This window comes from Nocardia barduliensis (genome assembly GCF_013315795.1).
Classification (GTDB): Bacteria; Actinomycetota; Actinomycetes; order Mycobacteriales; family Mycobacteriaceae; genus Nocardia; species Nocardia barduliensis.
This window is the reverse complement of record NZ_JABLTE010000048.1, coordinates 1-26,017: the sequence shown is the minus strand read 5'-3', so window position 1 is coordinate 26,017 and position 26,017 is coordinate 1. Positions and strand designations below refer to the sequence as shown.

Annotated in this window: 17 protein-coding genes; 13 read left to right on the top strand and 4 right to left on the bottom strand. The window is 70.0% G+C overall.

The genetic code is table 11. The annotated features are described in order from the left end of the window. Positions 1-60 precede the first annotated feature (60 nt). From eccD to HOV91_RS21090, 7 genes are all read left to right on the top strand, one after another. Positions 61-1,584, top strand: coding sequence for a type VII secretion integral membrane protein EccD (gene eccD, locus HOV91_RS21120; RefSeq protein WP_174187136.1), 1,524 nt, complete (start codon positions 61-63; stop codon positions 1,582-1,584). Further along, positions 1,584-2,942, top strand: a complete 1,359-nt coding sequence (mycP, locus tag HOV91_RS21115) for a type VII secretion-associated serine protease mycosin (RefSeq protein ID WP_174187135.1) — start codon at positions 1,584-1,586, stop codon at positions 2,940-2,942. The genes eccD and mycP overlap by 1 nt, the downstream gene beginning before the upstream one ends. Continuing rightward, entirely contained in the window at positions 2,939-4,651 is a 1,713-nt protein-coding gene (gene eccE / locus HOV91_RS21110) for a type VII secretion protein EccE (protein WP_174187134.1), read from the top strand. The genes mycP and eccE overlap by 4 nt, the downstream gene beginning before the upstream one ends. Positions 4,652-4,667: 16 nt before the next feature. Then, positions 4,668-5,021, top strand: a complete 354-nt coding sequence (locus HOV91_RS21105) for a helix-turn-helix domain-containing protein (protein ID WP_174187133.1) — start codon at positions 4,668-4,670, stop codon at positions 5,019-5,021. Positions 5,022-5,098: 77 nt separating this feature from the next. Next, entirely contained in the window at positions 5,099-6,151 is a 1,053-nt protein-coding gene (locus HOV91_RS21100) for a discoidin domain-containing protein (RefSeq protein ID WP_174187132.1), read from the top strand. A gap of 1 nt (position 6,152) precedes the next feature. Further along, positions 6,153-6,839 carry a hypothetical protein gene (locus HOV91_RS21095; RefSeq protein WP_174187131.1) on the top strand — a complete coding sequence of 229 codons (687 nt, stop codon included), beginning with the start codon at positions 6,153-6,155 and terminating at the stop codon, positions 6,837-6,839. 170 nt (positions 6,840-7,009) lie between these two features. After that, positions 7,010-11,953 carry an NAD-glutamate dehydrogenase gene (locus HOV91_RS21090; RefSeq protein WP_174187159.1) on the top strand — a complete coding sequence of 1,648 codons (4,944 nt, stop codon included), beginning with the start codon at positions 7,010-7,012 and terminating at the stop codon, positions 11,951-11,953. A 37-nt stretch (positions 11,954-11,990) separates the two neighbouring features. Here the strand turns inward: HOV91_RS21090 and HOV91_RS21085 are convergent, their stop codons facing one another. Further along, positions 11,991-13,052, bottom strand: a complete 1,062-nt coding sequence (locus HOV91_RS21085; protein ID WP_174187130.1) for an SPFH domain-containing protein — start codon at positions 13,050-13,052, stop codon at positions 11,991-11,993. Positions 13,053-13,264: 212 nt separating this feature from the next. On the opposite strand from HOV91_RS21085, the gene HOV91_RS21080 reads away from it, so the two are divergent. Together HOV91_RS21080 and HOV91_RS21075 are read left to right on the top strand one after the other, a co-directional pair. Further along, a complete protein-coding gene (locus HOV91_RS21080) occupies positions 13,265-14,800 on the top strand; it encodes an amino acid permease (protein WP_174187129.1) in 1,536 nt (511 codons plus the stop codon). Positions 14,801-15,121: 321 nt separating this feature from the next. After that, positions 15,122-17,371, top strand: coding sequence for a serine/threonine-protein kinase (locus HOV91_RS21075; protein ID WP_312884721.1), 2,250 nt, complete (start codon positions 15,122-15,124; stop codon positions 17,369-17,371). Between the two features lie 6 nt (positions 17,372-17,377). On the opposite strand, the gene HOV91_RS21070 is transcribed toward HOV91_RS21075, so the two are convergent. After that, positions 17,378-17,734, bottom strand: a complete 357-nt coding sequence (locus tag HOV91_RS21070) for a DUF1707 SHOCT-like domain-containing protein (RefSeq protein ID WP_174187127.1) — start codon at positions 17,732-17,734, stop codon at positions 17,378-17,380. A 203-nt stretch (positions 17,735-17,937) separates the two neighbouring features. Between HOV91_RS21070 and HOV91_RS21065 the strand changes: the two genes are divergently transcribed. The 4 genes from HOV91_RS21065 (at position 17,938) to HOV91_RS21050 (ending at position 24,805) form a co-directional block, all read left to right on the top strand. After that, on the top strand, positions 17,938-18,672 hold the full coding sequence (locus tag HOV91_RS21065; RefSeq protein ID WP_174187126.1) for a MerR family transcriptional regulator: 735 nt from the start codon (positions 17,938-17,940) through the stop codon (positions 18,670-18,672). Positions 18,673-18,921: 249 nt separating this feature from the next. After that, positions 18,922-19,497 (top strand): dihydrofolate reductase family protein, encoded by a 576-nt coding sequence (locus HOV91_RS21060; RefSeq protein ID WP_246350497.1) that lies wholly within the window; start codon positions 18,922-18,924, stop codon positions 19,495-19,497. Between the two features lie 118 nt (positions 19,498-19,615). After that, positions 19,616-22,144, top strand: a complete 2,529-nt coding sequence (locus HOV91_RS21055; RefSeq protein ID WP_174187125.1) for an ATP-binding protein — start codon at positions 19,616-19,618, stop codon at positions 22,142-22,144. Between the two features lie 111 nt (positions 22,145-22,255). Next, positions 22,256-24,805 (top strand): ATP-binding protein, encoded by a 2,550-nt coding sequence (locus tag HOV91_RS21050; protein ID WP_174187124.1) that lies wholly within the window; start codon positions 22,256-22,258, stop codon positions 24,803-24,805. Between the two features lie 40 nt (positions 24,806-24,845). On the opposite strand, the gene HOV91_RS21045 is transcribed toward HOV91_RS21050, so the two are convergent. Both HOV91_RS21045 and HOV91_RS21040 read right to left on the bottom strand, forming a co-directional pair. Further along, complete coding sequence (locus tag HOV91_RS21045; RefSeq protein ID WP_174187123.1) at positions 24,846-25,391, bottom strand: hypothetical protein; 546 nt, start codon at positions 25,389-25,391, stop codon at positions 24,846-24,848. Positions 25,392-25,537: 146 nt separating this feature from the next. Next, on the bottom strand, positions 25,538-26,017 hold a 480-nt coding region (locus HOV91_RS21040), incomplete at its 5' end, for a hypothetical protein (protein ID WP_217440956.1).

Here is a 26,017-nt window from a genome sequence, read left to right as displayed (position 1 = left end):
AACAATCGGCGCGGCCACGCCGGTGGTCCTGCCGGAGCCCAGCGTCCGCGAGGCGGAGGCATGAGTACTGCCGTCGCGCCCGCGCCCGCCGGGACGCAGCCGTCGGCGGAGGTCGCACGGGCTCGGATCGCCGTGATGGTCTCCAGCTATCAGGTCGACGTGGTGGTGCCGACGAAGTTCACCATCGAGACTTTCATCGACGATCTGCTGGTCGTGCTGGCCTCGGCGATCGACGACGAGAGCGTCGATTTCACGCCGCCGCAGGGCCAGTGGAGCCTGGCTCGCCCGGGGGAGGCGCCGATTCCGCGCTGGCGCAGTCTGGCCGACCACGACGTCGACGACGGCGCGGTGCTGATGCTGTCGGTGGTGGAATCGGCCGAGGTGTTCACGCCGCTGGTTGAGGACATCACCGACGCGCTCGCCCTGATCAACGAGCGTGAGTTCGCCGAATTCGACGCCGACACCGCCGCGATCGCGGGGCTGACCGTGCTCGGAGCAGGCGCCGCCGCGGCGGCCGCGATGCTGGCCTGGTCGTGGACGATGACCGGTTCGGCCCTCTGGTGCGGGTTGCCCGCGCTGCTGCTCGGGGCGCTGTGCTGGGCGGCGGCCGCGCTGGCCCGGCGGCGCAGCGCTCCGGCGAAGATCTGCCTTGGCTTGTCGCTGGCGGCGACGCCGCTGCTGTTCGCGGGCGGCGCGATGCTGGTGCCGCCCGCCTACGGCCAGCCGGGCCCGTTCGCGGCCGCCAACTTGGCGGCGGGAGCGGTGGTCGCGGCGGTGGCCGCCGCCACCATGATGCGGGTGAGCGGCGTGGGCATCGCGACTTTGATGGCCGTGACCGTGCTCGGCGTCACGGTGACCCTGGCCGCCCTGCCGCTGACCTACGTGGACCTGTCCGTCGGGCAGGTCGCCGGTGGCGTGGTGTTCGTCGGGATCGTGCTGCTGACCATGGCGCCGCGCCTGGCCGTTGCCATCGCGCGCATCCGTCCGCCGGACCTGCCCGACCCGGGCAACGAGGTCTCGCCGACGACGCTGACCGACCTGTTCGACGCGGAGACAGTGCGCGACGGAGACGAGACCCCCGCCGACATCGAACAGCAGCGCCACAACGCCGAGGCCGGTATCGAGGGCCGCGCCCGGCTGGCGGTCACCAGCCTGCGCGGCCTGATCGCCGCGATCTCGACGGTGCTGGCGGTCTCCGCGGTGATCGCGGCCGCGGGCAGCCCCGGGGGCATTCGCGAGATCGTCATGGCCACCGCCATCGCGGGCCTGCTGGCGATGCGCGCGCGCTGGCACCCGGATCGCGTGCAGGCGATCGCGCTGATCGCTGGGTCGGCCGTCACCGTCTGCGGCGTGGGCTTCGTCCTGATCGGCGCCTACGAAACCCCGGCCCCCCGCCTCGTGGTCGGCCTCGTGGTGGCCGTGGTGGCGTGTGTGGCTTGTGTCGCGGCGCTCCAGTTGCCCGGCAAGCGTCTGTCACCGGTGACCCGCCGTGTCATCGACCTGGTGGAATACGCGCTGATCCTGGTGGTTCCGGTGATCGCGTTCTGGATCATGGGCGTCTACACGGCGATGCGAGGAATCTGATGAAGGTCGGCAGTGCCGCGGTCGCGGTTCTCGCCGGGGTGATGCTGGCCGTCACCGCCGCCCCCGCCCTCGCGCTGGAACCGCCGCAGGTCGTGGTCGGCGTGCCGCCCGTGGACGACCCGCCGGGCCCCGAGCAGCCGATGAAGCAGGAGAAGGGCTGTCTGGCCGCGGGTGTGCTGCCCGACAGTGACCTGACCCGCGTTCCGCCGCCGGAACTGGCGCTGGACCTGCGCCGCGCCAGAGCGCTGAGCCGGGGCGCCGGGGTGAGCGTCGCGGTGATCGACACCGGCGTGCAGCCCCATCCGCGCCTGCCCAACCTCGTCGGCGGTGGCGACTACCTCGCGGCCGGTGGCGACGGACTGTCCGACTGCGACGCGCACGGCACGCTGGTCGCCGGCATCATCGGCGCCGCCTCCGATCCCACGGACGGATTCGCCGGGGTGGCCCCGGACGCGCGGATCATCTCCATTCGCACCCGTTCCGGCGCGTTCAGTCCCGAACGTCCCGGTTCCGACCCGACCCAGCGGATCGCCATCGAGATCCGGACCCTGGCCAGGGCGATCACGCGCGCCGCGAACCAGGGCGCCGGGGTGATCACGGTGTCGCTGCCGATCTGCCTGCCGGTGGACGCGCAGGTGGATCAATCCATGCTGTCGGCGGCCATCGGCCATGCCGTCCATGTTCGCGGCGCGCTCATCGTGGCGGGCGCGGGCAACAGCGCGGGCGCCGCGAACTGCGCGCAGAACCCGGACGTCGACCCCGCCCGGCCCGCCGACCCGCGCAACTGGCGCGACGTGAAGACCATCTCGACGCCCGGCTGGTTCGGCGCGGACGTGCTCACGGTGGGATTCACCACCGCGACCGGCGCACCGATGCCGGATTCGCTGACCGGCCCCTGGGTTTCGGTCGCGGCGCCGGGGACCGGCATCGAGTCGCTCGGTCCCGGCGGCGGTGGCCTGATCAACGGTGTCGGCGAACCGGACAAACTCGTGCCGGTCGGCGGCGCGTCGTTCGCCGCCGCCTACGTCAGCGGGGTGGCCGCGCTGTTGCGGTCGCGCTTCCCCAACGAGACCCCGCGCGAGATCGCCGCTCGGCTGCAAGCCAGCGCGCACGCCCCCGCGCGCGGCATCGACAATATGGTCGGCGTGGGCATGATCGATCCGCTCGCCGCCCTGAGCTACCGCACGCCGCCACAGCAGCCCGCCGGTCTGTTCCGGTCGGCGGAACTGCCCATCCCGCCCGCACCGCGCGCGAAGGACCTGCGGCCCGCGATCACCGCGACCGTCGTCATCCTCGCGGCCGTGCTCCTCGGGATCGCGGGCAGCCACCTGAACTCCGTGATGCGGAGGCGCCGGTGAGCTTTCCGAGCGTTCGGGTCGCCGGCGTCGAGCGTGGTCCGTTCGCCGCCTTCGTCATCGTCGGCAGTCCGCTGCTGGCCGGACTGTCGGCCAAGACGCCGTGGTGGGTGAGCGCGGTGGTGGTCACGGTCCTGGTCGTGACGGTGACCGTCCGGGTGAACGGACGGACCGGCGCTCGCTGGCTGCTCGACTGGGCGGCCTACCGCACCGGCCGCACCGCGCGGGCGCAGGAACGGACCCAGCTCGCGCAGATCCGCGACGTTCAGGTCGCCGCGGGGGTGTGCGGCGTCAACGAGGCGGGCGACACCCTCATCGCGATGATCCAGCTCGCGCCCAACCTGGACTTGCCGACCGTCATCTCCGAGCGCACCCTCTACACCGAGGACACCATCCCGGTCGACCTGCTGTTGCCGATGCTGGACCAGTTCGGCATCGCGGTCGACATCGATATCGTCACCACCGGTCAGCGCGTCCGCTCCTCCGGCAGCTACAGCATGCTCTACGACCAGCTCATCGGCTCGCACCCGGTGGTCGGGGACCGGCTGACCTGGCTGGTGGTCCGGCTCGACCAGGAACGCAACCTGGCGGCGCTGAGCAAGCGCGGTCCGTGCGCGGTGGTCGCGCCCAAGGCGCTGGCCAGCGCCACGCACCGGATCGCGGGACGGCTGCGCGAGCGCGGTATCGCCGCGCACGCACTGCCCGCCGCCGCCCTCCGGGACGCGACGCGCCTGCTGCACGCGGGGGTGGAACTCTCCGATCTGCGGGAAACCTGGAGCAATCTCCAATCGTCGGTGCCCGGCCGGTGTGTGACCAGCTTCCTGATCGACTGGACCCGTCTGGACGGGGTCGGCCTGGACGATTGCTGGACCTGGAACCGCGGCCGCACCACGCTCGTGGTGAGCCTGACCGCCGATACCGCCGGTCCGCGCGCCCTCGTCCGGTTCATCGGTCCCGCGGTCACCACCGAACCGCCGGACTACCTGCGACTGCTGCGCGGCGCGCAGTCCACGGCCTTGCTTGCCTCGTTGCCCACCGGCGCTTCCGTGCGCGCCCTGCGCGGCTTCGAGTCCGGCGCCGACATCGCACCCGAGGACCTCGTCACCGACCTGGCCATCGCGATCGGTCCCAACGGCCAGATCCTCGGCGCGATCAGCGGTCAGCCGCGGCACACCCTGGCGCTGCCGCTGTTCGACCCGGCCCGGTTCAACCCGCGCAGGCGCACCATCGACGTGCAGGCCATGCTGCCGGTCGCCCAGCAGATCATCCTGCGGGCGATGGTGGTCGGCGCGGACGTGGAGATCCATTCGGCGCGACCGGACAGCTGGCGCCAGCTGGTGACCGCGGTCGGCGACCAGCGCTCGATGCGCCTGGCCGATCCGGCCGCGGGGCACCCGGAGGCCGCGGACGCGGAACCGGCCACCATCGCGGTCTTCGACCACCTGCCGCCGCGTGCGTCCAACGCGCACACGACGGTCACCATCAGCGAGCCCGGCGGTCCGCGCAGGCGTGCGGTCGATCTCGCGATCAAGCAGGTCAGCGCAACCGCGGTGGACGTGAGCATCCCGATGCGCACGGTGCGGGTTGACCTCATCGAGCCGAGAGGCGAAACACGATATTTCGATACCGTCGACGGACCACCCGCGCCTGGCGCGGGTGCATCGGGACCCGTGGTTGCACCCCCGCAACCCGGTGGCCGTCGCGTGAGCTGATGGGAGTGGTCGGTTAATGTCTATCACCGTGGTAGCGGACACCCATTCCGATGGCGGCGATCTCCCTCAATCGGACGCCGGGGACGCGCTAACCCCCAGGCAGGCCGCGGCGGCGATCTTCTCCAGCCGGTTGTCGGAGTTGATCGCGGAATCGGTCGTCTCGACCGAGGACGGGTCGACGCGGTCGCTGACGCTGTACTCGCTGGCGCAGCACCTGGAACTGGCCTATCCGGACGTGCCGGTGTCGCAGTCGGGCCTCTACCGGCTGATCCACGGTGACGCGATCCCGCGCCTGGACCTGGTGATCGCGCTGGCGCGGGTCTTCGACGTGCCGCCGGAGTACTTCGTGACCGAGGAGAAGAAGCGCTGACCGGACGGGTCGGCTGTTCTCCCCAGCGGGAATAGCGCGGGCCCGGCGGGTGGCTCGGGCCGGATACGATCCGGACCATGCCCGCCGAGGACCCGGGAGACGTCTTTCTCCGTCATCGAGGTGCGGTCCTCGACGCGCTGCTCTCCGATCCCTCGTTCGGGTCCTCCGCGGCGCCGCTCACCGGCGCCGCGCCGCTCGGCCCGACGGCGGAGTTCGGCGACAGCGCGGATATCGGCGCCGCGTCGCTCGGGTTGCCCGACCTGGACTCCGAGCCGCAGGAGGTCGCCCCGCGGCGGCGCAGCGGTGACGGTCCGAAAGCGAGCGAGCGCATCCTCGCGCTGCTGAACGGGCAGGCGCAGGAGTCGGCTCCGGCCATGGAACTCCGCAACGACTACTCCTCGGTGGCCGCCCGATCGGCCGCGCTGGACGAACCGGAACCGGAACCCGAACGCGCGTCCCCCGCACCGGCCGACCGGTTGGCGCCCGCGCAGCGGATGGCCAAGGACGCGCTCGTCCAACTGCGTAAGCCCAGGGTCGCGCTGATCGTCGCCGCGGTGGTCGCCGTGCTGCTGGTGCTGCTGCTGGTGACCACGGGCGGCCAGGAGAAGAACACGGCACAGGATCAGCTGCTGGTCGTCACGCCGCCGCCCACCTCCGCGGCGCCGACGACCTCGGCCGCGCCCGCGGCGGGCTCGATCATCCAGGTGAAGTCCGCGGACTCGAAGTGCCCGCCCGGCAGCACATCGGCGATGGACGCGTTCGGCGGGCAGACGGGCAAGGCGTGGTCGTGCGTGCGCGCCTACAAGGTCGACGGTCAGGTCATCACCATCGACCTGGGCAAGACCTATCAGATCGACTCCATCGGCATCGTGCCCGGCTGGGATCACATCAGCGCGGACGGCACCGATCAGTGGGCGAAATACCGCACGGTGAGCCGCGTTTCGTACCAGTTCGACGACGGCAACAAGACCGTCTACACGCAGCCGACCCTCGATCAGCGAACTCTGGTGGTGACCAAGCTGGAGCCCGCGGTGAGCGCGTCGAAGATCGTGCTGACGGTGCTGGAGTCCAAGGGTGATCCGTCGGTCAACACCACCGCGATCTCCTCCATCGTCGTGACGGGGCGCTGAGGTGTCCACACTGCACGACTTGGTCTGCCAGTACTGCTCGCACCGCAACACCGGCGCGGATTCCCGGTGCGCGCACTGCGGAGCACCGCTGCGCGCGGCGGCGGACGCGGCGAAGTCCGCCGCGGAGAAGGTGCCGGCCCAGGTCGCCGAAGTCGCCGAGAAGGTCGGCACGGAGACCAAGAAGTTCATCGTCGACAAGGCGTATCCGCGCTGGCAGTGGCGGGCCCTCGGGATCGGCCTGCTGGTGCTGCTGGTGCTCGCCGTCTTCGCGGTCCGGTCCTGTTCGCTGCCGTCGCTGCCGTCGCTCTCGGAGGCCACGACGCCCGTGCAGGCCATGCCGGGCGCGTTGCGCTCGGCGGCCACCTGTCAGCGGCTCGACGCCGGTGGCCAGGGGGAGAAGTGCGTCGTCGCGGCCAACCACCCGATGCTGTTCGGCGGCATCGCCGGCGGGCGGGACATGATCTTCTACGTCGAACTGGCGCAGCAGGATCGTCTGGCGGACAGCATTTCCCGATGGCGCGGTTCCGGCGGCGCCGCGTTGGTCGACGGCCCCGTCTATGCGGCGATCGGGCCCTCGGCAACCGTTTGGTACGCGGATACCCGGACGGGTCTGCGTTTGGAGACGGGCACTTTCGCCGGCCGGGCCGGCGCCCAGACCTTCATGTCGCGGGCAGGCCTGGTTCGCTGACCTGACAGCGCCCCTTCCGCCGGACCGCGGAAAATCCCTGATCCGGACGCCGCGACCCATGTCCGTAGCGGGAAATTATTGTTACACTGTTGATTGTGCCGTTATCCAGCGGTACGTTATGTGAAGTACGAAACACGTACGAGCGCAGTTCTCGGGAAGGCAACGGATCGATGGTGGCAACCACCCAGCAGACGATTTCACCGAAGCGGTTCCGCGATGATCCGACCGATCTGGAGGCGGCTTACTTCCGGTGGATCCAGCCGGGTCCCTCGACGTCGGCGATCACGGATCGAGCCGAGCGGATCTTCCGGCAGCACCTGGAACTGGCGGCCACCCGCGCGCCCGGCTCGGCGACCACCCGTGTCTACCGTCCGGATGACAGCGCCGGACTCGGCGCCGCGATCCAGATCGTCAACGACGACATGCCGTTGCTGGTCGACTCGGTCACCGCGGCGCTGCGCCGCCTCGGTGCGACGGTCACCGAGGTCGTTCACCCGATTTTCGACGTCTCCCGGGATGCCGAGGGCCGTGTGCTGTCCATCGCGCCCCGGGACGGCGAGACCGAACCGGCCGCGGAGGCCGACGGACATACGTTGCGCGAGTCGTGGATCCACGTGCAGCTGGGCACCGGCCTGTCCGACGAACTGGTGGACCGCATCGAGAGCGCGCTGCCGCCGCTGCTGGCCGACCTGCGCCAGGTCGCCGACGACACGCCGACCATGGTCGAGGTGCTCAACACGGTCGCCGACCAGCTCGACCAAGCCGCGCAGTGGGCGGGCGACGCGGAGATCCCGCAGACCGCCGGGCTGTTGCGCTGGCTGTCCGACGGGCACTTCACGCCGCTGGGCTACGGCTACTACCACTTCCGCCGCTCCGCGCCGAGCGCGAACGCCGACTTCGAGCCGTGGCAGCTGCCCGGCACCGGGCTCGGCGTCCTCGCGGGCGGCGCCGCCGCCGACATCAGCGTGCCCGTGGTCGGCGCGAAGCGCACGGTCCTGCGCATGGCCAACGGCTCGGTCGACTCGCTGCTGCCCGGATCGCGGGATCTGTACTTCATCAGCGTGGCCGACTACGGCGCTAGCGACCCGAGCGGTCGCGCGGCCTGGGGCGACACCGTCGCGATGGTCAAGGGCGAGCATGTCTTCGTCGGCACCTTCACCGTCGCGGGCCTGCACGAGAACATCCTCGACATCCCGGTCATCTCGCGGCGCGTGCTGCAGGTCATCGAATGGGCGGGCTTCGGCCTCAATTCGTTCTCCGGGCAGGCGATGCTGGAGATGATGCAGTCGTTCCCGCGCGTGGAGCTGTTCTCCACCGACGCGCGCAGACTGTTCGAAACCGTCTCGGCCGTCATGAATTTGGGCCTGCGACGGCAGGTGCGGTTGTTCATCCGGCGCGATTCGCGCAGCGACACCATCTACTGCCTGGTCTACATGCCGCGCGATCGCTACTCCACCGAGGTTCGCGTGCGCATGGGCGAGATACTGCGCGAGCAGTTCGACGCCGAGCAGATCGCCTATTCGGCGCGGGCCACCGAATCGGAGCTGGCCGTCGTCTATTTCACGGTGCACCGCAAGCCGGGGGCCGAGGCCGCCGACATCTCCGAGGACAATCGCGAGCGGATCCAGGAACTGCTGCTGGCGACGACCTGGACCTGGAGCGACCGGCTGGTCGCCGAGGCAGCGGGCGTGGCCGACCTGCCGCAGGCGCTGGTCACCGACTACGCGGCGGCCTTCCCCGCGGCCTACCAGCAGGAGCACGACCCCGCGCACGCGCTCACCGACCTGCGGCGCCTCGAGCGGCTGGCCGACGGCGCGATCGACACCGATCTCTACCGCCAGGGCGAGTCCGGCTCCGGGGAGTGGCGATTCACGCTCTACGTCGCGGGCGAAGGCGTCTCGCTGAGCCGGGTGCTGCCGGTTCTGCACAGTCTCGGTGTGGAAGTGGTCGACGAGCGGCCCTATCGCATCGCACTGGCGGACCGGCCGGATCGCTGGATCTACGACTTCGGGCTGCGCGTGCCCTCCGCACCTCTGCGGGACGCGCTGGACAGTGAGCCGCCCGCGCAGACCGGGCACTCCGTGGATGCCGCCGCACTGCCGGAAACCAGTGTGCGGCGTCGATTCCCGGATGCGGTCACCGCGATGTGGTTCGGCCGGGCAGAAGTCGACGGCCTGAACGAACTGGTGTTGCGCGCCGGCTTGCACTGGCGGGAGGTGGCCCTGCTGCGCGCCTACGCGAAGTACCTGCAGCAGGCCGGATTCGCCTACACCTTGGGCAACATCACCCGCGTCCTGCTGAACCACCCGGCGACGGCGCGGTCGTGCATCGACCTGTTCGCCGCGTACTTCGACCCGGACGACGTCGGCGCGGAAGCCGCCGACCGGGCCGCGGCGATCGCCGAACGGGTGCAGGCCGAGATCGACGCCGTGGTCAGCCTGGACACCGACCGCATCCTGCGGGCGCTGTTCGGCTTGATCGAGGCGACGCTGCGCACCAACTACTACCGGCGTGACGCGGCGGGCGACGCGCTGAACTATCTGTCGGTCAAGCTGAATCCGCACGCGATTGCCGAATTGCCCAAGCCGCGGCCGCAGTTCGAAATCTTCGTGTACTCGCCGCGGGTGGAGGGTGTGCATCTGCGCTTCGGATCGGTGGCGCGTGGTGGTTTGCGGTGGTCGGACCGTTTGGAGGATTTCCGTACCGAGATCCTGGGTTTGGTGAAGGCGCAGGCGGTGAAGAACGCGGTGATCGTGCCGGTGGGCGCGAAGGGCGGCTTCGTAGTCAAGCAACCGCCCGCCGTCACCGGTGATCCGGTCGCCGACCGGCAGGCGTTGGGTGCGGAAGGTGTCGCCTGCTACCGCACGTTCATCTCCGGCCTGCTGGATATCACCGACAACGTCGACCGCGCGACCGGCGAAGTGCTTCCGCCCGCGCAGGTGGTGCGCCGGGACGGTGACGACACGTATCTCGTCGTGGCGGCCGACAAGGGTACGGCGACGTTCTCTGATATCGCCAATGATGTGGCGCAGAGTTATGGTTTCTGGCTCGGTGACGCGTTCGCTTCGGGTGGGTCGGCCGGGTATGACCACAAGGCGATGGGCATCACCGCCAAGGGCGCCTGGGAAAGCGTCAAGCGCCACTTCCGCGAGATGGAAATCGACACTCAGACCCAGGACTTCACGGTCGTGGGGGTCGGTGACATGAGCGGTGACGTGTTCGGTAACGGCATGTTGTTGTCGGAGCACATTCGTTTGGTGGCGGCGTTCGACCACCGGCATATTTTCCTGGATCCTGCTCCGGATGCGGCTGTTTCTTTCCGGGAGCGGCAGCGGATGTTCGCGTTGCCCCGCTCGTCGTGGGCGGATTACGACACGTCCCTGATCAGCCCCGGCGGCGGCATCTACGACCGTTCCGCCAAGGCGATCCCGGTGACCCCGGAGGTACGCGCGGCGCTGGATCTTCCCGCGAACGTGACCACGCTGTCCCCGCCGGAGATGATCAAGGCGATTCTCCTGGCCCCGGTGGACCTGCTGTGGAACGGCGGCATCGGCACCTACATCAAGGCGAGCGCCGAGACCAATGCCGAGGTGGGCGACAAGTCCAACGACACGGTGCGGGTGAACGCCGACCAGCTGCGGGTGAAGGTGATCGGCGAGGGCGGCAACCTGGGTGCGACCGCGCTGGGCCGGATCGAGTTCTGCCGTGGCGGCGGGCGGATGAACACCGACGCGCTGGACAACTCCGCCGGGGTGGACTGCTCCGATCACGAGGTCAACATCAAGATCCTGCTCGACGCCGTGGTCTCCAGCGGCGAACTCGCCCTCGCCGAGCGCAATCCGCTGCTGGCCTCGATGACCGACGAGGTCTCCGACCTCGTGCTGCGCGACAACATCTCGCAGAACTTCCGGCTGGGTATGTCGCGGGCCGACGCGGCGGGCATGTCCGGCGTGCACGGCAGGATGATCAACGACCTCGAGCAGCGCCGCGGGCTGGACCGCGAGCTGGAAGCGTTGCCCACCGAGGCCGAGCTGGCCCGCCGTGCGGCCGAAGGCACCGGATTGACCTCGCCCGAGCTGGCGAATCTCATGGCGCACGTGAAGCTCTCGCTCAAGGCCGACCTGCTCGCGGGCGACCTGCTCGACAGCGCGGCGTTCGCCTCGGTGCTGCCCGGCTACTTCCCCGCGCCGCTGCGCGAACGCTTCGCCTCGGCGATCGGCAGGCACCCGCTGCGGCGCGAGATCGTGGCCACCGTCGTGGTCAACGAGATGGTCGACTACGGCGGCATCACCTACGCCTTCCGGCTCGCGGAAGAGGCCGGGGCGACCACCGACGACGCGGTGCGCGCGTACAAGGCGGCAGTGGAGATCTTCGACCTGCACACCCTCTGGCAGCGCATCAGGCAGACGCCGATGTCCACGGCGGCGCGCAACGAACTGGAGCTGGAAACCAAGCGCACCCTCGACCGGGCAGCCCGCTGGCTGCTGTCCAACCGGCCGCAGCCGATCGCGATCGGCGCGGACATCGCCAGGTACCGCGCGGGCGTGCGGGCGCTGTCCGGCCAGGTGCCGGGCTGGCTGACCGGCTATCTCATCGACGATCTCGCCGAGCGTTCGCGGCGGTCGATCTCCCGCGGCGCGCCGCTGGAGCTGGCCGAGGAGGTGTTCGGCCTGATCCACCGGTTCCCGCTGCTGGACGTGATCGACCTGGCCGACATCGCGGAGCGTGATCCGGCGGAGGTCGCGGTGCTGTACTACGCGCTCAACGAGCACTTCCAGATCGAACGGCTGCTCACCGCGGTGGGCAAGCTGGAGCGCGGTGGGCGCTGGCGGGCGCTGGCGCGCTTGGCGGTCCGCGAGGATCTCTACGATTCGCTGCGGTCGCTGACCCTCGACGTGCTCACCGCGACCGAACCGCAGGACAGCACCGCCGAGAAGATCGCGTACTGGGAGTCGACCAACCGGTCGCGGCTGGCCCGCGCGGGTGCGTCGCTGGCGCAGATCTTCGCCGCCGAAACGCACGATCTCGCCGCGCTCTCGGTGGCGGCACGGCAGGTCCGCGGCATGGTGAGCGGCAGCGAGTCGACGGCCGTGGCGCCGACGGTCGCGGGCTGATCGACCGCACGATGCCCGGAGGCAGGCGCGCTCGGCGTCAGCCTCCGGGCATCGGCGTTCCGCAGGCGCCGCAGAACTTGGCGCCCGGACTCGATTCCGCGCCACAGCTCGGGCAGTGCCGCGGCTGCGGCGCCAGGCGCGCGCCGCAGTTCATGCAGAACTTCGCGCCCGCCGGATTGGCGGCCTGGCAGGCGGCGCACGAGGTCTGGGCCGTCTCCGGCGCCGCGGCGGGCAGCTGCGGCGCGGGGGAGTGGTTGCCGACCTGGTGACCGATGGCGTTCAAACTCAATGCCGCGCCGAGGAATCCGCCTTCCATGCCGTGGTGTCCGCGCGCGAACCCCTGGCTCGCGCCGAGCGCGAGCTCGCCCGCGGCGTAACGCTGGAAATCGCCGGTGAGGCTGATGTACTTGACGTCCTTGGCGAGGCGCTTGAGTCGGTCGGCGTCCTCCGGCGCCAGACTGATGTCGAAGTTGCCCATCCGCGGGATGCGCAGCCCGTACTCGTAGAGCGCGGTATTGGTCTGGCGCAGCACCGCCTGCTCGATCGGCTGCAGCTGCGCCGAGAGCCCGAGCACCGGCCAGTCGCGGCGCGCGACCCCCTGGGTCACCGCCATCTTCATGGATTTGAGCAGCAAGTCGGCGCACCAGTTCTGCACCCGCTCCTGGTCGGTGAGATCGGCGGTGCCTGCGAGCGCGGTGAGCAACTCGGCCGGATCGCGAACCGTCAGGGCGAACTCGCCGAAGACGCGCAGCGTCACCACCTGCTCGCTGACCGGGTCGAGGATGTCGTCCAGCCGTCCGCCGAAGCGGATCCCCGGAAACTCTCTGGTGGAGACGAAATACAGTTCGGCGCGGTAGTAGTTGCCGCCGGTGAGGGTGTCGACGAGCGCGCCGAGCACGGGGAGCTCGTCGGCGTCGATACGGTGGCGTCCCGGGCCCATCGCGCCGACCACTTGCCCGGACTTGACGAAGAGGGCGATCTGGTCGGCATTGACCATCGCACGGGTGTAGCGGCGGATGTTGACATCCGGCCACTTGTAGACCAGCTGATTCTTGCGGTCCTCCGGAACCGCGACGAACTCCCGCTCGAACCAGGCCATCTGCGCTCCCTCATCCGTCTTATCTCATCGAGCGTACCGATAACCGGTGGTACGTTCAACGAATTACTTCACTATCGCCCCTGTTCGGGGGCACTTTTTCCAAAGCCGTTGATGTCCAGCGTGTTACAAGGTGTGGATCGCTATTGAACGTGCCGCTAGATAACGGTACATTGAGCGAAGTTATGATCGCCGTCACCTGAAAGGCCATCGCCATGACCACAGTTCGACCACCCGCGGAGGCGTCCGCGCAGTCTGCCGCGCTCGAAGACGAGGATTCGGGCTACCACAAGTCGCTGCGCCCGCGTCAGCTGCAGATGATCGCTATCGGTGGGGCGATCGGCACCGGGTTGTTCCTCGGTGCGGGTGGCCGGCTGGCCAGTGCGGGACCAGGGCTTTTCATCGTGTACGCCATCTGTGGCGTGTTCGTGTTCTTCATCCTGCGGGCGCTGGGTGAGCTGGTGCTGCATCGCCCCTCCTCGGGATCGTTCGTCTCCTACGCCCGCGAGTTCTACGGCGAGAAGCTGGCATTCGCCGTCGGGTGGATGTACTTCTTCCACTGGTGCATGACCGGGATCGTAGACATCACCGCCATCGCGACATATGTCCATTACTGGGGAGCGTTCGAGGCGGTACCGCAGTGGCTGATCGCGCTGGTCTCCCTCGCCGTCGTGGTGAGCATCAACCTCGTGTCGGTGAAGTGGTTCGGCGAGCTCGAGTTCTGGGCCGCGCTGATCAAGGTGATCGCGCTGGTCACCTTCCTGATCGTCGGCACGGTGTTCCTGGCGGGCCGCTTCAAGGTCGACGGCCAGGTCACCGGCCCGAGCGTCATCGGTGACAACGGCGGGCTCTTCCCGACCGGGTTGCTTCCGCTGGTTCTGGTCACCACCGGGGTCGTGTTCGCGTACGCCGCGGTGGAACTTGTCGGCACGGCAGCCGGTGAGGCGGAGAACCCGGAGAAGATCATGCCGCGCGCGATCAACTCCGTGATCGCCCGGATCGCGCTGTTCTACGTGGGTTCGCTGGTCCTGCTCGCGCTGCTGCTGCCCTACACCGCGTTCAAGAACGGTGAAAGCCCCTTCGTCACCTTCTTCTCGCGGCTCGGTGTGGACGGCGCCGGTTCGGTGATGAACCTCGTCGTGCTGACCGCGGCGTTCTCCAGCTTGAACGCGGGCCTCTACTCGACCGGCCGCATCCTGCGCTCGATGTCGATGAACGGCAGCGCGCCCACCATCGCGGCGCGGATGTCCCGCGGCGGCGTGCCCTATGTGGGCATCCTGGCCACCGGAGCGGTCGCGTTGATCGGCGTCGGCCTGAACGCGGTGGTGCCGGAGCAGGCCTTCGAGATCGTACTGAACATGTCGGCACTGGGCACCATCTTCGCGTGGGCCGCGATCGTGATCTGCCAGCTGCAGCTGTGGCGCTGGTCACGCGAGGGTCGCGTAGAACGGCCGTCGTTCCGGTTGATCGGCGCGCCGTACACGAGCTTCGCCACGCTGGTGTTCCTGGTTGCCGTGGTCGGTCTGATGGCCTTCAGCGACGACCACGTGCAGCGCGGCGCGGTGATCGCGATGCTCGTCATCATGGTTCCCGCGCTGGTGGGCGGCTGGTTCCTGGCCCGCAAGCGGGTGCTGCAGATCGCGGAGATCCGCCAGGGCATCACCGGTCAGTTCCCGGTTCTGGCCGAGCGGCCGCTGCGCGCACAGGGCGGCGACCCGGTGGTGATCCTCGACAAGCCCGACGAGGAGTGAAGCAGTATCCGCCCCGGGCCGTTCGCCCGGGGCGGATCCATTCCCAATGCCGGGAACAATACTCGCGCGCATCGACAGGCGGCGGACCAGAATGAAACCGCGATTCAACGGCGGGTCTGAGAGGTTCGTATGCCGGAGCACCCCAGCGCATCCGACCGTCCACTTGCGCATCCATGGGCGAATCGGCGAATGCGCGGCACCGACGTGCCTCGGCGAACTTCCCACCCCTGGGCAACTCGACACCTGCTCAAAACCGAGGTGCCCCCGCGACTACCACCCAATCCGTGGTCGGCGCCACGGTACGTCGAACCACCACGTGCCGTGGCCGTCGACCCGGCTCCGGGGGTCGCCGAACCGGCGACCGGCTCCGACGGCGCCGGTGAGCGCACCATCGGCACGGCCGAGCTGTTGCTCGGCGCACTCGAGTCCGAGCCCGGTTCCGGGCGCAGCGCGCGTTCGCGGCCGAGCGTGCGAAGACTGGGCGGCGGGCTGGTGTCCATGCCCAAGGTGAGCCCGCTCGATCCGCGCACCGCGGTCATGCCGAACCCGGAAGTGCCGGAGCACAAACGGTTCTGCTGGAAATGTCAGCAGCCGGTCGGCCGCACCACCGACGCGGGGCCCGGCGCCGTGGAGGGTGAGTGCGGCCGATGCGCCTCGCCGTTCAACTTCCGGCCCTCCCTCCAGCCCGGGGAGATGGTCGCCGACCAGTACGAAGTCCAGGGCTGCCTGGCCCACGGCGGGCTCGGCTGGATCTACCTCGCGGTCGACCGCAATGTGAGCGACCGCTGGGTGGTGCTGAAGGGGTTGCAGAACCCGCTCGACTTCGAGGCGCACGTGGTCGCCCTCGCCGAACGCCAGTTCCTCTCCGAAGTGGCCTATCCCGGCATCGTCAAGATCCACAACTTCGTCAAGCACCGTTCCGGGCGCGACGTGGCCGACGGCTACATCGTCATGGAGTACGTCGGCGGCCGCTCGCTGAAGAAGATGCTGGATCTGCGTGCGCCGGACCGCATTCCGGTCTCCGAGGCGATCGCCTTCATGATGGAGATCCTGCCCGCGCTGGACTATCTGCACTCCTTCGGTCTGGCCTACAACGACCTCAAGCCCGACAACATCATGGTCAGCGAGGACGAGGTCAAGCTGATCGACCTCGGCGCGGTCGCCGCCATGGAGTCCTACGGCAGTATCTACGGCACCCCGGGTTACCAAGCGCCCGAGATCACCGAGACCGGCCCGACGGTCGCCTCCGACATCTACACCGTCGGACGGACGCTGGCCGCCTTGGTGCTTGACATGCCCAAGAACGCCGACGGGCACCAGCTGCCCGGTATCCCGTCGCCGGAGGACCAGCCGCTGCTGCGGGACTATCCGGCGCTGCACCGGCTGCTGCGCCGCGCGACCGACCCCGATCCGCGCCGCCGCTTCCCGACCGCCTACGCGATGTACGGTCAGCTCGCCGGCGTCCTGCGCATGGTGCTCGCCTACGACACCGGCAAGGAGCATCCGCAGTCCTCGCTCGAGTTCGGCGCCATGCGCGGCGATTTCGGCATCGAGACGTTGATCGGGCAGACCGACGGTATGACCGACGGACGCCATCGCCTGCCCGCCCTCGACGCGCCCAGCGTGGTCGCTGCCCTGCCGGTTCCGCTGATCGACAGCGAAGACCCCAGTGCCGACCTGCTGTCCACGCTGCTGCACGGCGACCCCGGGCACGCGCTGGACGCGCTGCGCCGCACCGCCGACCGCATCGTCTCGGGGACCATTCCGGAGCCGGAGACGTTCGAACTGGAGGGCACGCTGACCGCGGTGCGCGCGCACCTGGACCTCGGCGAGGTGATACCCGCCTGCGATCGGCTCGCCGATCTGCGGCCCGACTACGGCACGGACTGGCGCCTGGAGTGGTACTCCGCCGTCGCCGCCCTGCTGGACGGACAGTACGAACGCGCCTACGAATACTTCGACCTGGTGCACTGCATGCTGCCCGGTGAGATCGCCCCGGCGCTCGCCCTCGCGGCTACCGCGGAACTCACCCTGCAGCATCTCGGGGACGCCGCGGGCGAGCACTGGCATCGGCTCGCCGAGGAGTACTACCGCACGGTGTGGCGGACCAACCACGGCGTGGTGAGCGCGGCCTTCGGCTTGGCACGCAGACTCGCCGCCGACGGCGGGTTGCTGGAAGCCGTCGAGGTCCTGGATCAGGTCCCGGAGGCGTCGCGATATCAGAGCGTGGCGCGGATGACCGGGTGTCTGCTGCTGGTCTCGCAACCGATCCCGGAGACCACCGAGGCCGATCTGCTCGAGGCGGCGGCTCGGCTGGACGCGGCGCCGGACGAACCGCGGGCGCTGCAATTGCAGGTCATCGTGGTGGGCGCGGCGCTGGAGTGGGTACGCGCGGGCGGTCAGGCGGCCGATCCGGACGCGACCCTGCTCGGCTTCCCGTTCACCACCATGGGTCTGCAGCGCGGGCTCGAGTCCAGCCTGCGGGCGCTCGCGCGGATCGCCCCGCATCGTCTGCACCGCTATCGGCTGGTCGACCTGGCCAATTACGTGCGGCCGAAGTCGCGGTGGTGACCGGCCTCAGGTGGCGCGCGCGGTGAGCATGAAAAGCGCCGGCGCGGCCAGGATCACCAGCAGCCACAGCCAGCTGCCGGTGGTCACCGCGAGCACCACGGAGAAGACCACGGCCGCCCCGGCCAGCACGACCAGGCGGGGCAGGGGATTGACCGGGACGACCTCGGCCGCGGGCGGTGTGGTGCCAGGCAGGTCGGCGAACAACTCGGCCAGCTGACTCCTGCTGGTCGCGGCGGCGACGGCGGCGCTGAGCTCGTCGAATTCGGTCAGGCTCAGCCGGCCCGTGCCCAGATGGTGGGTCAGCTCGCGCATCGCGCGCTCGCGGTCGGCGAGACTGGCCGGGGGGCCCGCTGATTCACCCATGCCGGAAGGATAGGCGCAGCGGCCGGAGCCGGGCACCCGAGTGGATTTCCAGCGGCGGGAAGGGCCGTCCGCGAGCGTCTTCGCAGGCGGATCGACCCCGCGCGGAGCATGTTAGCCAGTTTGTTGCTAGAGACCGGTCGGTCGCCCCGGCAATGGCCGCGCACCGGCGGGTGTCCCGTGTTGCGATGTGGTTTCCTTGAGATATGACTGCGGGTGTGGAGTACACGATCGACGAGCTGGCGCGGGAGGCCGGTACGACCGTGCGCAGCCTGCGCGTTTATCACGAACGCGGTGTGCTGCCGCCCCCGCAGGTGAAGGGGCGTACCGGGTTCTACGGCGCCGACCACCTCAACCGGGTGCGCACCATCAGCAGATTGCTCGATCGTGGGATCAAGCTCAACGGCATCAAGGAATTGCTCAACGCCTGGGATCGCGGCGACGATCTCGGGGACATTCTCGGGGTCGTCGAGCCGGACGCGGACGAGACCGCCGCCGCCGACGCCGGGGACACGATCGCGGCGACCGAACTCGCCGAGCGCTACCGCGACGTGCCCAACGGCCTGGCGCGGGTCGTCACCGCGGGTCTGTACGAACCCGTCGACGCGGCGACCTATCGGATCGCCGATCGCAGGCTGGCGCACAGCCTCGATCGCCTGGCGGCCGCGGGCATTCCGGCCGACGAGGCGCTGGGCGAGCTGGAGAAGCTGCGCGCCGACGCCGACCGGATCGCGCGCCGCTACGTGGACCTGTTCCGGCGAACCGTGTGGGCGTCGTTCCAGGATTCCGATCGCGGCCCGGCGCGCGCCGCCGAACTCGCGCAGCAGTTGGACGAGACAAGAGTGATCCCGGCGGAGGTCGCCGCGTCCCTCGTAAATCAGTCCGTCGCAAGGTATCTCGGTCAGGACGCCGAGCTGTCGGAGGCGTTGCCGGAGACCTGATCGGTCGCGCGGGGCCGCGTCGACGACCGGAGCATTAACGTTTCAGATTCCCACCGTTGGCGATACGTGACAGTAACGTGCCGTTGATCAGCGGTATATTGGTAAGCATCCCGTGTGCGTTCACAGTTCAACGGGAATACCTACGGTGGTCTACCTAAGTATGTCCGGCGGCCACCTACCGATGCGCCGAAGTGTCGCTCACCCCGACAATCTGACTGTCGCACAAGGGCAGCAGATGGGTGTGGGCACATGGGAACCGTGACACTGTGGATGCAGATGTCGCTCGACGGCTTCGCGGAGGGGCCGGATCAGGAAGTCCACTGGCCGGTGGTGGACGAGGAACTGTGCGAGTCCTTCCTGGACGAATTACGCTCGGCCGACCTGTTCCTCTACGGTCGCAAGACCTACGAGATCATGGCGTCGTTCTGGCCGACCGCCGACGTGGACCCCGCGATCTCGGAGTTCTACGTGGATTTCGCGCGGTGCTGGAAACAGACGCCCAAACTGGTCTTCTCCCGGACCCTGGCCACCACGGCGTGGAACACCCGCGTGGTCAGCGACGGTCTCGTCGAGGAGATCACCGCGTTGCGCGCGCGGCCGGACTGCGACATGGTGCTGTTCGGCGGCGCCGAGACGGCGTCGGCCTTCATGAAGCACGACCTGATCGATGAGTACCGGTTGTTCGTGCATCCCATCCTGCTCGGCGGCGGGATTCCGTTGTTCCCGACGCCTGCGGTGGTGTCGGGGCTGCAACTGGTCGACGTGATGACCTTCGACAGCGCGGTGGTCCAGATGCACTACCAGCAAATGGCCTCCGCCGGGTAGAACCCGCACGCACGGGAAGCGCGAAACGGGGTCCATCGCCCGCAAAAGCAGGGGCTTGACCTCGTTGTAACCTCTGATTGCCGAGCGCGTTGCCGCGTTGTCGGCTAACTTTCGTTTTATGTCCCTGGTTCAGGCACGTGGCGACGTGCTGCCTGCATCCACCAGTGAATTCATCGGCCGGGAAACGGAATTGGACCGGCTGGGCACGCTGCTGGACGGCGGCGCCCGCCTGATCACCCTGGTCGGCCCGGGCGGGATCGGCAAGACGCGATTAGCCGCCGAGGCGCTGCGCCGTGGCGCGCCCGCCAGGCGCAGGCCGGTGTACTGGGCGCGGCTGGCCGGGCTGGAAGCCGACAGCGCCGCCACCGCGCAGGACGTGATGCAGTCGGCCGTGCGCACCGACCCCAGCGCGCCGCCGACCCGCGCCGCGCTGGTGCGCACCTTCACCAGCGGCGACCGATCCGTCGAGCGCGCGGTCCTGGTACTGGACAACTGCGAACACCTGCTCGGCGCGGTCGCGGCGATGATCGCCGAATTGCTCGAGGCCGCACCGGGGCTGACCATCCTGGCCACCAGCCGCGAGCCGATCGGCTGGGCCGACGAGTACATCCTGCCCGTCCCGCCACTCTCGCCGCGGCAGTCGCTCGAACTGTTCCGGCAGCGCGCCGAACTCATCGGACGGGCCATCCCGGACGAGCGCGAACAGGCCGACGTCGCCGCGCGGATCTGCCGGCGAGTCGACCACAACCCGCTGTTCATCCGGCTGGCCGCGGCGCGCCTGCGGCATCAGCCGCCGGCCATGGTGCTGCGCGAGCTCAGCGGCGACGCGGACGACAAGCGCCTGCACTGGACACACGGGGCCCGTGCGGGCGCCGAACAGCGGCATCGCGGCGTCTACGACGTGGTCGCCTGGTCTTTCGCGCTGTGCGGCCCCGCCGAGCAATTGCTGCTGGAGCGGCTGTCGGTCTTCGCCGCCGGCTACGAGACCGACGACGAGTCGCTGCGCGGCGGCATCGAACTCGACGCCGCGATCGCGGTGTGCGCCGACGAGACCCTGCCCGCGCGCGAGATCGAACACCTGCTGGAGCGGCTCACCGAACAGTCCCTGCTGTCGGCACATCTCACCGCGACCACCGTCAGCTGGTATCTGGTACAGAGCGTGCGGGTGTTCGCCCGCGACCGGCTGCGCCGTCGGGACCGCGCGGAATTCGACCGCCTGGCCGCCCGGCATCGCCGGTACTTCCGGGACAAGGTGGTCGCCGGACAGGCCATCTGGCTCGGTCCGCAGGATCGGGCCTGGCTGGCGTGGGCGCGCTCGGCGTGGAACGACATCCTGCTCGGCATCGAATCGGGCCTGGCCGATCCGGCGGAGGCCGTGGTGTCCCTGGAGACCGCCACCGTCCTGCTCTCGATGAAAGTGCCCTACGTCAAGTCCGGCGCCGGCGCGCTGACCCGCTTGACCGGACGCGCACTCGAGGTCACCCGGGCGGCCGGACTCGGTCCCGCCGAGCTCGCCGACCTGGCCACCGCGCTGCTCGGCTGGATCTCGTTGTGGCAGGGCCGCGCCGATCAGATCCCCCAGTTGCTCGCCGATTGCGCCACCGTCCCCTCTGGTGTGGGGCCCCGATACACCGACACCGATCTCGGGCTGCCCGCCCCGGTGGAGTGGATGTGGGGACTCGAGCTGATGCTCGTGCGTGGTGACCCGCGCGCCGTCACCGTCCTCACCCGGGCCCGGCGCAAATTCGCCGAACAAGGCGATCGCATCGGCGCCGAGCGCAGCGACGTGTTCGTGGCGTTCTGCTCCGCGCTGCTCGGCGACCGGCGGGCGGCGCTGGAGAACACCGCCCGGTTCCTGGAGCGGTCGGTGTCGTCCGGATCGACGCTGGCGCGAGCGTGGGCCGAGATCGCGCGCGCGGTGGCGCTGGCCAAGCACGGGTCCGCCGCCGAGGCGCTGACCCTCACCCAGGGCGTCCTCGCCCGCCACCGCGGTGAGCAGGACACCTGGACGGCGAGCTGGGCGGTGGGCGCGCACATCGTCGCGCTGTCCCAGGTCGTCAGCGCCGAGCGGGCCGAGGGCGGTGACCGCACCGCGGCCGCCGACGCCGCGACGGAGATCGCCTACCTGATGGGCAGTTTCAAGACCCGGCAGCGTTCGATGGGCATCCTCGTCGACCAGGTGCCGCTGGTCGCCGCCGAGATCCGCCGCGCCGTGGAGGTCTCCCGCGCGGTGCTCGGCGACCGGGCCTACGCCGCCGCCGAACGCAAGACGCGGCTGCGTCCCGAACTGGACGCGCTGTGGGGGGCCACCGGCGATCCGGCGCCGGTCTCGCGACGGCCGGACCGCCCGGTCGCTTCCCGGCCGGTGTCGCGGCGGCCCGGCTCGCGCTGGAGCGATCTGTCGGAGGCCGAACGCGATGTCGCGGTCTTCGCGGCGGCGGGCTGGCCCAACAGCGCCATCGCAGGCCGCAGGCGCAGCTCCGTCCGGACGGTCGACGCCCAGGTCGCCGCCATCCGGCAGAAGCTCATGATCGCTTCCCGCGCCGACATCGCCCGCCACATCCCCGACGAGCTCGCCGATCGGGTCCGGTACGAATCCGAGCGGCGGCCCAGCCGCCGCCGTCGAGGGGTGACCAGGGATCGGTAGACGGCTGCCTCTCCATCGTCCGCGCGGGCACGGGACTCGCGAATCGTTTCGCCCTTCCGCGCCTACTAGGCTGCCCGAGCGGTGGTTTTCCGGATCGGTAGGTGGATCGGCATGTCGGAGGTGAACAGCGGTGGCGGCAACGGTCCGGCCGCGCCCGGTGAGTTCGTGGGCAGGCACGCCGAACTGCGGCAGATCGACGCCCTGCTGAACTCGCCGAGCGCCCGGCTGATCACCCTGGTCGGGCCCGGCGGCATCGGCAAGACGACGCTGGCGGTCGAAGCCGTGCGGCGCTATCGCGGCGCGGCGCGGCACGCGGTCTACTGGACACGCCTGGCCCGGCTCGCGGCCGGCGTGGAGACCGGGGCGGTCGCCGAGGAGGTCCTGCTGTCGGTCGCGAAGAACGGCATCGCGGGCCGCTCGGCCTGGGACGGCTTGATGGCGACTTTCACCGAGGGCGGCACCGACGACGAGACCCACCGGACCATCCTGGTGCTGGACAACTGCGAGCACGTGCTGGGCGGGGTGGGCCCGCTCATCGTGGGGCTGCTGCAGGCGGTCTCCGGCCTGACCATCGTCGCGACCAGCCGCGAGCCGGTCGGCTGGATCGATGAGCACCTGGTGACCGTGCCGCCGCTGTCCAGCATGCACGCCCTGGAACTGTTCCGGCGGCGCGCCGAGCGCACCGGCCGGCCGATCCCCGAGGACCCCGGGCAGCTGGCCATCGCCACCCGCATCTGCGGGCACGTCGACAACAATCCGCTGTTCATCCGCTTGGCCGCGGCGCGGCTGCTGCACCGGCCACCCGCGATCGTCCTGCGTGAATTGTCCGGTGACTTCGACGATCGACGCCTGCAATGGACGCACGGTGCCCGGGGCGGCGTCGGGGAACGGCACCGCAGCGTGCGCGATGTGATCGCCTGGTCCTACGGCCTGTGCACCGCGTCCGAACAGCTGCTGCTGGATCGCTTGTCGGTCTTCGCCACCGGTTGCGACACCGACGACGACGAGAGCCCGTCCGGCGGAGCCGAACTCGACGCGATCGTGGCGGTGTGCGCGGACGCGGCGCTGCCCGCGGCGGAGATCGGCGGGCTGCTGGAGCGCCTGGTCGAACGCTCGCTGCTGTCGGTCCACTTCACCGCGGCCACGGTCCGCTACTACCTGCTGGAGAGCGTCCGGGTGTTCGTGCGCGACCGCCTTTCCACCCGTCAGGACCACTTGGACCAGGCGCGCCTGCTCGCCCGGCATCGGCGGCACTACCGGGACCGGGTCGCCGCGGGCCCCGCCATGTGGTACGGACCGCGCGAGCAGGAATGGATCACGTGGGCGCGGGCGGCGTGGGACAACATCCTCATCGCCGTGGAAACCAGCCTCGCCGATCCCGAGGAGGCCGTGGTCGGCTTGGAGACGGCCGCGACGCTGATGGCGCTGCGCGTGCCGTTCATCACCGGATCCAACCGCGCCATCACCAGCCTGACCGAACAGGCCCTGGAAGTCACCGCGCAGGTCGAGCCGCCGCCGACGCGGCTGCGGATCAACGCGACCGCGCTGGTGGGATGGATCGCCATCTGGCAGGGCAGGCACGCCTACACCGCGCAATTGCTGGACGAATGCGCCGCGGAGTGCCTGACCGACCCGGACCTGCGCCGCCGCTGGCGCGACACGACGGCGGTGGACGTGGGCCTGCCCGCCGCGGTCGAGTTCACCTGGGGCCTGGAACTGCTGCTGATCCACCTCGACCTGCGGGCGGTCGACGTGCTGGCCAGGGCGCGCCGGAAATTCGCTGCCCTGGGTGATCGGGCGGGGGAGCAGCGCAGTGAGCTGTTCGAGGCGCTCAGCTACGCGAACCTGGGTACGGCGGACGTCGCGCTGGGGGCCGCGCGCAAACATCTGGATCGGGCCGTAGCCTCCGACGCGGGCTGGGCGACCTCCTGGGCCGAGCTGGCTTGGATGATCGCGGTGTCCCGGCACGGTGATCCGCGGGAGGCGGTGAAACTCGGACAGTCCACGCTGGAACGCCTACTGAGCACCGGGGACACCTGGACCGCCGGCTGGGTCGCGCATTTCAGCATGATGGCGCTGACCTACTCGCTGACCGCCCGGATCGAAGCGGGCGACATCCGCGGCGCCGAAGCGTCCGCCGCCGCCACCGAGATCGCCCATCTGCAAGGCGGAATCGCGACGCTGCACCGCTCGATGGGCATCGTCGCCGATCGCGTGACGCTGGTGGCCCGCGGCACCGCCCAGGCCGTCGCGGCGGTCACCGCGGTCATCGGCGCCGAGGCCCACGCGGCGGCCGTCCAGCGCGGCGCCCGCCTGCGTCCCGAACGCGACGAACTGCAGTTGCTGCTGCTGGGCAGATTGCCCGCCGACCAGTTGCCGAGCCCCCGCGCCCAGGTCAGGTCGACGGCCTCGCGCTGGGACGAGTTGACGCCCGCCGAACGCGAGGTCGCGGTGCTGGCCGCGGCCGGCTGGGCCAACAGTGCCATCGCCGCGCGCAGGGGCAGTTCGATCCGGACGGTCGACGCGCAGGTCGCGTCGGTGCGCCGCAAGCTGATCGCGGCCACCAGAGCCGACATCAGCTGGCACGTACCGGATCACCTCGGCGAGCGGATCCGGCTGGAGTCCGAGCGACGGCCCGCGCGAATGCGAACACGCCCGTAACCGTGGACGGTTACGGGCGTGCGGAAGCCGGGTGATCGGGTCAGGTCAGGGAGCCGTCGTAGCAGAGGCTCGCCGACCGCCAGGACCGCTGCGGCCCGGTGCCGGGATCGAAGGCCCACTGGTCGATCGGGCCTGCGGCCTTCCACCACAGTGCGCCGCGGCCGTCCGAGACCACCTGGTAGACGTCCTCGGAGCCCTCGATGAGCTGGGCTCCGACGCAGTAGTCGTTGTATTCCGTGCCGTACTGGCGTGCGCCGGGGCTGAACAGGCCCGCGGGGTGGGCGTACGCGCCCGGGTTGGGCACGGTGCTGGCCTGTCGCACGGCGTGGCCGCGGTGCCAGTACGGTGCGCCGTGCCCGTCGGTTCCGCAGGCGAAGGTCCAGCCGCCCGCGACCACCGTGCTGCCCTGGCCGTAGGCGCCCCCGGCCCAGAGGCAGGCAGCGCCCTGAGCCTCGGCGGTGCCCGCGCCGAGGCTCAGGCCGCCCGCCGCCACCGCTGCCGCCGCCAGCAGGGTGAGCGTCCGTGCCGTGCCGCCGCGCTTGTCGTCACACGCGGTCGTCCGGCGAAGCCCGTTGAACTTGATCATGTGTTTCCCCATTTCGTGCTATCCCGGCCGGAGTGGATTTCCGGGATGGTGATACTTCAAGTAATGTGCCGCTAGTTAGCGGTACGGTTAGGTCAGAGTGATGCCACGGAAGGTTTCGGGTGCGAGGGAGTGCGCTGGGCCTGCGGTCACCGGCACCAGGCGGCCTGCGGACGGCACACGGTGTAGCCGCTGCCGTCCGGGCGGGCCACACGCGACCAGCTCGAGCCGTTGGCGTTTCCGTTGGTGACGACGTCGGTCGGCGCGGCCTGGCTCTGCCGCCTGCGGTAGTCGCGGACGGCCTGGTCGGCTTCCTCGGCGTCCAGTCGATCGCTGTTGCGGTGGTGCTGACCCATGGGGTCGATGTGATGCCAGCCGGTGTTGTCGCCCGTGCCGTTGCGCGGGTTCGAGGGGCCGGAGTGCGACTCGGCGCCCGCGACCCCCGCGGCGCCCGCGGTGAGTACGCCGACGATCGCGGCACAGGTGAGCAGTCGCCGAGCGGCGTTCGGGGTGGTCTTGGCGGTCATCGTAAGTCTCCGTTCGGGATTCGCGCTGCGTGCGGCGGCACGGGTGGCGAGGCGGCGGTGCGGCGAACGTCGATGGTCGGAGTTGCCGCGCAAGGTGGGGGC

Bases quoted from the DNA above. Each gene is read 5' to 3' on its own strand.
- eccD (WP_174187136.1), top strand. From the start codon at position 61: ATGAGTACTGCCGTCGCGCCCGCGCCCGCCGGGACGCAGCCGTCGGCG.
- mycP (WP_174187135.1), top strand. From the start codon at position 1,584: ATGAAGGTCGGCAGTGCCGCGGTCGCGGTTCTCGCCGGGGTGATGCTG.
- HOV91_RS21105 (WP_174187133.1), top strand. From the start codon at position 4,668: ATGTCTATCACCGTGGTAGCGGACACCCATTCCGATGGCGGCGATCTC.
- HOV91_RS21100 (WP_174187132.1), top strand. From the start codon at position 5,099: ATGCCCGCCGAGGACCCGGGAGACGTCTTTCTCCGTCATCGAGGTGCG.
- HOV91_RS21090 (WP_174187159.1), top strand. From the start codon at position 7,010: ATGGTGGCAACCACCCAGCAGACGATTTCACCGAAGCGGTTCCGCGAT.
- HOV91_RS21085 (WP_174187130.1), bottom strand. From the start codon at position 13,052: ATGGCCTGGTTCGAGCGGGAGTTCGTCGCGGTTCCGGAGGACCGCAAG.
- HOV91_RS21080 (WP_174187129.1), top strand. From the start codon at position 13,265: ATGACCACAGTTCGACCACCCGCGGAGGCGTCCGCGCAGTCTGCCGCG.
- HOV91_RS21070 (WP_174187127.1), bottom strand. From the start codon at position 17,734: ATGGGTGAATCAGCGGGCCCCCCGGCCAGTCTCGCCGACCGCGAGCGC.
- HOV91_RS21065 (WP_174187126.1), top strand. From the start codon at position 17,938: ATGACTGCGGGTGTGGAGTACACGATCGACGAGCTGGCGCGGGAGGCC.
- HOV91_RS21060 (WP_246350497.1), top strand. From the start codon at position 18,922: ATGGGAACCGTGACACTGTGGATGCAGATGTCGCTCGACGGCTTCGCG.
- HOV91_RS21055 (WP_174187125.1), top strand. From the start codon at position 19,616: ATGTCCCTGGTTCAGGCACGTGGCGACGTGCTGCCTGCATCCACCAGT.
- HOV91_RS21050 (WP_174187124.1), top strand. From the start codon at position 22,256: ATGTCGGAGGTGAACAGCGGTGGCGGCAACGGTCCGGCCGCGCCCGGT.
- HOV91_RS21045 (WP_174187123.1), bottom strand. From the start codon at position 25,391: ATGATCAAGTTCAACGGGCTTCGCCGGACGACCGCGTGTGACGACAAG.